Here is a 6168-nt window from a genome sequence, read left to right on the forward strand (position 1 = left end):
GAGGAACTGCCATGATTAAGAATATTTTGGTCCCGGTGGATGGTTCAGAGGGCGCAGACCGCGCCATCGAGCATGCTGTGATGCTCGCTCAGATCTGCGGAGCAAAGCTGAATTTTCTCTACATCGCGAACATCAATCAGCTCGCAATCAACGCTGTACTCTCAGATGCAATCCTGGATTCTGTGACGAAGGCGGGGAATGTGATCCTGGATCGTGCCCTTGAGATGGTGCCGGCGGGAATCGAGAAGGAGTCATTCTCGGACACTGGATCACCGGCGGTGGTTATTCTCGACTTTGCAGAGACAAACGATATTGATCTCGTTGTCATGGGGAGTCGTGGGCTCGGTGTTGTGAAAGGCGTTCTGCTTGGCAGCGTCAGCCAGTATGTCGTAGAACAGTCGAAATGCCCTGTGCTTGTCGTCAAATAAGGGGCGTACAAGAATACCATTATGGGGAAAGAGCTGCTGCGGAAATGCCGCTGCAGCTCTTTCATGTGTCTAGATGCAGAAAGGAAACGCACTATGGATGATCGCCGCTTTGTGCGCACGGAGATGCTCCTGGGCAGTGAGGCACTGGCTCGTCTTTCTGCCTGCTCAGTGGCAGTATTCGGGATTGGCGGTGTCGGCTCATATGCTGCAGAGGCTCTTGCACGTGTTGGAGTTGGAAGGCTGACGCTCGTCGATCATGATACCATTGATGTGTCGAATATCAATCGTCAGATCCATGCTCTAAGTGAGACTGTTGGTGCCACAAAGACGAAGGTTATGGCTCGCCGCATCCGCTCGATCAACCATTTGTGTGCGGTTCATGAGATTTCCGCATTCTATCAGCCGGAGGAGGCTGAGCGCTTCTTTGCAGAGCAGTATGATTACGTTCTCGATGCCCTAGATACTGTGACGGCAAAGATTGATCTTGTCGTACAGTGCCATCAGCGCGGCATTCCCATCATCGCGAGTATGGGCGCGGCAAACAAAATTGATCCCGCTCTTTTTGAGGTTATGGACATCTATCGTACGAAGGGGGATCCGCTCGCGCGCGTGATGCGGAAGAAATTGAAGGAACGAGGCATCTCGCGACTCAAGGTTGTCTGCTCGCGTGAGCGGCCGCGCACACCTGTAAGCGTTGCGGAAATACCCGCACCTGGACGTAATACTATCCCCGCAAGCATTTCTTTCGTGCCGCCTGTGGTCGGAATGATCATGGCAGGCGCCGCTGTTCGTGATCTGGTTCAGATTTATCCGGAGGTATCATCATGAGAGTATCTGTCTTGGGCTGTGGCCGTTGGGGCACATTTCACGCATGGTATGCAAATCGTATTGGTCACGAGGTCACGCTCTGGGGACGCGCCGGTTCCGATCATCTTGCACAGCTGCGTGAAACACGATCGAATGAGTTCCTGTCGCTGCCAGAGAGCATTTGCCTGACAGACGATCTGATGGAGGCGGTTCAGACGGCGGAGATCGTCATTATCTCCATTCATGCGCAGGCACTGCGCTCCTTCCTCTGCAACCTGCGGTCGCACGGGCTGGGGGAGGAACTCACGAAAAAAAGCGTGATCCTCTGTATGAAAGGACTCGAGATCGGTACAGGGAAGCGACTCACGACTGTTGTGCATGAGGAACTAGGGGAAGCAGTGAAGCCCGTTGTCTGGGTCGGCCCCGGTCATGTCCAGGATTTCGTGCGCGGAATACCAAACTGCATGGTACTTGCGGGCGCGGATAGGGATGCACTGCATATGCTTGTCGACGCACTTGGCAGCCCCCTCATACGCTTCTACTATGGAGAGGACCTTCTTGGAACTGAGGTTGGCGCGGCGGCAAAGAATGTTGTCGGCCTTGCTGCAGGCATGCTTGATGGGCTCGGTTACGGCAGTCTCAAGGGGGCACTGATGGCACGTGGGACACGTGAACTGGTACGTCTTGTTCGTGCGATGGGGGGGGATGGGGAGACTGTCTATGGACTCTCTCATCTCGGTGATTATGAGGCGACTCTCTTTTCTCCTCACAGCAACAACCGTCGCTACGGTGAGGCGGTCGTGTGCGGTACAGCAGGAGGCTTTCACAAGATTGCCGAGGGGGTATACACTGCGGAGGCACTGATGGCGCTCTCCAGGGAATACAATATCGATCTGCCGATCTCCGCGACTGTATATGAGATTGTCAGACGAGGACGTGACCCGCGAGAGCAGCTCACACAGCTCTTTCTGCGTGCAACGAAAAGTGAGAAGGAATAAGGTATGCGTGAACGGAAACATATTGATGTTGTCGCAGGCGCAATCCTTCGTGACGGCAAAGTATTTGGGGCGTGCCGCGGATACGGTGCCTATGCGGGGACGTGGGAGTTTGCGGGGGGCAAGGTTGAACCGGGGGAGACGGATGAGATGGCGCTCATACGTGAGATCCGAGAGGAGCTGGGTGTTGAGGTCGCTGTCGAGCGATTGCTTGGCGTTGTGGATCATGACTATCCGGAGTATCATATGAATATGAGGCTTTACATCTGTCGTCATATCTCAGGTGAACCGCAGCTCAGTGTGCACTCAGCAGGCCGTTGGATTGGCCGCGCTGATCTCTACAGCGTACCATGGTTCGAAGCGGATATGGAGTTGATCCGTAAACTTGAGGATGACCTGTGCTGACGTTGACAAATCTGCCGCAGAGATGCTATAATACGTAACGAATTTGCCTATGCCGAAGTGGCGGAATTGGCAGACGCAGCAGACTCAAAATCTGCCGTTGGCAACAACGTGCCGGTTCGACCCCGGCCTTCGGCACCATAGTAGATTATGCCAGATAATGGCATCTTTTCCCTAAGAGTGAATGCGAACTCTTAGGGATTTTTTGACAACATCCGGGATTTTTTGTACGACAGCAGTTATTGTCTCTGGACGCCTTGACACGGCACGCAGAAGCGCGTATATTAGACAGAAAAATTTTGAACGGCACAGAAAGGAAGGATTCAATTGGCGCATTATTATAGCGAGCCATCGCACACATTTGGGGAGTATTTGCTTATCCCGGGCTACTCATCAGCTGAGTGTTTCCCCGCGAATGTTTCGCTTCGTACCCCGCTCGTTAAGTTTCGTCGTAATGAGGAGCCATCTCTTACGATGAATATACCGTTGACATCAGCAATCATGCAGGCTGTTTCAAATGATACGATGGCAATTGCTCTAGCCAAGCAGGGCGGTATTTCCTTCATCTATGGATCGCAGACCATTGAGGCAGAGGCGGCAATGGTCTCCCGCGTGAAGAACTATAAATCTGGATTTGTCAGCAGCGATTCCAACATCAGCCCGGATACTACGCTTGGCGGTGTGCTTGACCTCCTTGCAAAGACGGGACATTCCACGATGGCGGTTACAGAGGATGGCTCAGCCAATGGAAAACTCGTCGGTATTGTGACGAGTCGTGACTATCGCGTTTCTCGGATGTCGCTCGACACGAAAGTCGGAACCTTCATGACGCCGTTTGAAAAGCTCATATGGGCGGATGCGGATTCGACTACGCTCACGCAGGCAAATGATCTCATCTGGGAACGCAAGCTGAATATGCTGCCGTTGATCGACAAGAATCAGCGCCTTCGCTATATGGTGTTCCGCAAGGACTATACCGACAACAAGGAGAACGAACTTGAGCTGACCGACGATAACAAAAGCTATATCGTTGGCGCTGGAATTAACACACGTGACTATGCAGAGCGTGTTCCTGCACTGATCAAGGCTGGTGTCGATGTTCTCTGCATTGACTCCTCCGAGGGATTCTCTGAGTGGCAGCGCCTGACCATCCGGCACATTCGTGAGGAGTATGGTGACACGGTTAAGGTTGGCGCGGGGAATGTCGTCGATGGCGAGGGGTTCCGCTTCCTTGCAAATGCGGGTGCAGACTTTATCAAAGTCGGCATCGGCGGCGGTTCGATCTGCATCACGCGTGAGACCAAGGGTATTGGGCGCGGCCAGGCAACAGCTCTGATCGATGTGTGTGCCGAGCGCGACAAATATTTCAAGGAAACGGGCGTATACATCCCTATCTGCTCAGACGGCGGTATCGTCTACGATTATCATATGACGCTTGCACTTGCGATGGGGGCAGACTTCCTTATGCTTGGCCGCTATTTCTCGCGCTTTGATGAGAGTCCAACGGATCGCGTTATGGTGAATGGTACGTACTACAAAGAGTACTGGGGCGAGGGGTCGAACCGTGCGCGCAACTGGCAGCGCTATGATCTCGGCGGCAGCAAGAAGCTGTCCTTTGAGGAGGGCGTCGATTCCTACGTTCCGTACGCGGGTCCGCTCAAAGAGAACGTCGAGACAACCCTCTCCAAGATCCGCTCGACCATGTGCAACTGCGGCGCACTTAGCCTTCCCGAGTTCCGCGACAAGGCGAAACTCACACTCGTCTCCTCGACCAGCATCGTCGAGGGCGGCGCGCACGATGTCATTCTGCGCGACAAGCTCGGACGGGATTAACACTGAAAATAAATTGAGCCGGACGGCGAAGAGTGTATCTTCATCGTCCGGCTCTTTTGATGGGTTACTGTGCCATAAATGCGCGGTAGGTGTGCTCCATCTCCTTGCGCGTCTTGCTTGCCGGCCAAAGCTCGCCGAGTGCACCCTCGCGCATTCCGGCAGCGAGGTGGTTGTAGAGGTTCGGATTGTCTGCCCCGAGGCGCTCGATGAGTTCTTTGACGGTTTGGCGTGTGGTATTGCCGTTGTGCGGGCAGGGCGAAGGAAGCGGCGTGAAGCCGTGATATGCGACGGCATCGACAATTTCCTGCTCGCGGAAGTAGACGAGGGGACGGATAACCGTGATATCGGTCTTGTCTAGATAGGTTTTTGGACGAAATGTGTTCAGCTGTCCAGAGTAAAACAGGCTCATGAGAAACGTCTCTACCGCATCGTCGTGATGGTGCGCGTAGGCGACCTTATTCATTTTGTGTTCGACTGCATAGCGGTTGACTGCGCCGCGCCGGAAGAATGCGCATGTAAAACATGGACTTTTATCGTTCTGCTCCGCAATCGCACCCGCAATATCGACATCAACCACCTCGTAGGGGACATTAAGCTGTTTGCAGAATGTCGCAATCGCATTGGTGTCAAAGGGATCGTCAAACTGGGGATTGACAGTGAATGCCGCGATAGTGAAATCTTTCTTCAACCGCTCGCGCAGGATGGCAAGTGCATAGGTGAGAAAGATGCTGTCCTTGCCTCCGGAGACGCCAATGAGGATACGGTCGCCGTTGTCGATGAGTTCGAACTCCACGACGGCACGCATGAGTTTGCTGAAATAGGTCTGCGGGATGTTGATGTTCATGAAATCAAAACGCTTCCTTTATTGCTGTTCTTTGTGGCAGAGATAGACCCCGAGAATGCCGCTCCGGAGGGAGACGGTAAATATTTTCTGTGTGTTGTCGTGGGCAAGTACGTTGCTGACGGTAAGTGCGGCGTGGTTTGTAATACGTGCGTCCGTCAGCTCCCAATATAGACCTGCGGTCGTGACGCCTAGGCACTCCTCGGTAAAGGGGAGGAGTGAGATTGCACATGGTGCATTTTTGCATGTTACTGTTAATGATTCACCCTCATGGAGATAGAAGAGGGTTTCGCGCTCGTCTGCAAGTACGCAGGGGATGGAGGCGTTTGCGACGACGGCGGCGGTACTCATGAGATGATCGAGTCGCCCGCCGAATGCTGCCGTGAGTATGATAAGCGAGCAAGGATCATTTTGAGCGGCGATGTGGAGGGCAAGTTCCGTGTCCGTGAAGTCCTTCTCGGGAGGAAAGGCATGGACCTCTGCACCCTGTATCTTTGCCCACTCCCATGCACTGGCGTCTGCACTGTCGCCATCGCCAATCAGATGTGAGGGCGATAGTGCAAGAGCGTGGCAGATGTTCACGCCGCGATCAATCGCCCAGACAGGGCGCATCACACCGCCTGCTTCATGCAGTCGGATCAGTGCAGCGAGCCAGTCACGCGCAGGTGCGCGGCCGCCTCCGATGCAGACAACCTCGTTGGACGGCGGGCATGGAAGCACAGCGCAAATATGGGGGAGGATGAGTGTATGGTTATCTTCATGCATGAAGTCACTTCCTTATATAAAACAATGGGATGATTATAGCATAGGTTTTTTTTGACGAAAAGCAAAAACTTAAAAAAGGGGGTTGACGAAGGTCAAT

At 53.6% G+C, this 6168-nt stretch carries 7 protein-coding genes and 1 tRNA gene; 6 read left to right on the plus strand and 2 right to left on the minus strand.

The window, feature by feature from the left end; all coding sequences use genetic code 11:
* Positions 1–11 precede the first annotated feature (11 nt).
* The 6 genes from HMPREF1992_RS10515 to HMPREF1992_RS10540 all read left to right on the plus strand — a co-directional run bounded on the left by HMPREF1992_RS10515 (position 12) and on the right by HMPREF1992_RS10540 (position 4465).
* A complete protein-coding gene (locus HMPREF1992_RS10515; protein ID WP_021685894.1) occupies positions 12–428 on the plus strand; it encodes a universal stress protein in 417 nt (138 codons plus the stop codon).
* A 93-nt stretch (positions 429–521) separates the two neighbouring features.
* Complete coding sequence (locus tag HMPREF1992_RS10520; protein WP_037359646.1) at positions 522–1256, plus strand: ThiF family adenylyltransferase; 735 nt, start codon at positions 522–524, stop codon at positions 1254–1256.
* On the plus strand, positions 1253–2233 hold the full coding sequence (locus HMPREF1992_RS10525; RefSeq protein ID WP_021685896.1) for an NAD(P)H-dependent glycerol-3-phosphate dehydrogenase: 981 nt from the start codon (positions 1253–1255) through the stop codon (positions 2231–2233). Before HMPREF1992_RS10520 ends, HMPREF1992_RS10525 begins: the two co-directional genes overlap by 4 nt.
* Before the next feature lie 3 nt (positions 2234–2236).
* Positions 2237–2635: a (deoxy)nucleoside triphosphate pyrophosphohydrolase gene (locus tag HMPREF1992_RS10530; protein ID WP_021685897.1), complete on the plus strand. Its 399-nt coding sequence runs from the start codon at positions 2237–2239 to the stop codon at positions 2633–2635.
* 51 nt (positions 2636–2686) lie between these two features.
* Positions 2687–2773, plus strand: a tRNA-Leu gene (locus HMPREF1992_RS10535).
* Between the two features lie 186 nt (positions 2774–2959).
* Positions 2960–4465: an IMP dehydrogenase gene (locus HMPREF1992_RS10540; protein ID WP_037359649.1), complete on the plus strand. Its 1506-nt coding sequence runs from the start codon at positions 2960–2962 to the stop codon at positions 4463–4465.
* A 64-nt stretch (positions 4466–4529) separates the two neighbouring features.
* Here the strand turns inward: HMPREF1992_RS10540 and HMPREF1992_RS10545 are convergent, their stop codons facing one another.
* Together HMPREF1992_RS10545 and HMPREF1992_RS10550 are read right to left on the minus strand one after the other, a co-directional pair.
* Positions 4530–5309 (minus strand): tRNA 2-thiocytidine biosynthesis TtcA family protein, encoded by a 780-nt coding sequence (locus HMPREF1992_RS10545; RefSeq protein WP_021685900.1) that lies wholly within the window; start codon positions 5307–5309, stop codon positions 4530–4532.
* An 18-nt stretch (positions 5310–5327) separates the two neighbouring features.
* A complete protein-coding gene (locus HMPREF1992_RS10550) occupies positions 5328–6071 on the minus strand; it encodes a thiamine diphosphokinase (protein WP_021685901.1) in 744 nt (247 codons plus the stop codon).
* Between the last annotated feature and the right edge of the window lie 97 nt (positions 6072–6168).

The sequence above is a fragment of the Selenomonas sp. oral taxon 892 str. F0426 genome (assembly GCF_000468035.1).
Lineage (GTDB): Bacteria > Bacillota > Negativicutes > Selenomonadales > Selenomonadaceae > Centipeda.

Bases quoted from the DNA above. Each gene is read 5' to 3' on its own strand.
- HMPREF1992_RS10550 (WP_021685901.1), bottom strand. From the start codon at position 6,071: ATGCATGAAGATAACCATACACTCATCCTCCCCCATATTTGCGCTGTG.
- HMPREF1992_RS10530 (WP_021685897.1), top strand. From the start codon at position 2,237: ATGCGTGAACGGAAACATATTGATGTTGTCGCAGGCGCAATCCTTCGT.
- HMPREF1992_RS10515 (WP_021685894.1), top strand. From the start codon at position 12: ATGATTAAGAATATTTTGGTCCCGGTGGATGGTTCAGAGGGCGCAGAC.
- HMPREF1992_RS10545 (WP_021685900.1), bottom strand. From the start codon at position 5,309: ATGAACATCAACATCCCGCAGACCTATTTCAGCAAACTCATGCGTGCC.
- HMPREF1992_RS10525 (WP_021685896.1), top strand. From the start codon at position 1,253: ATGAGAGTATCTGTCTTGGGCTGTGGCCGTTGGGGCACATTTCACGCA.
- HMPREF1992_RS10520 (WP_037359646.1), top strand. From the start codon at position 522: ATGGATGATCGCCGCTTTGTGCGCACGGAGATGCTCCTGGGCAGTGAG.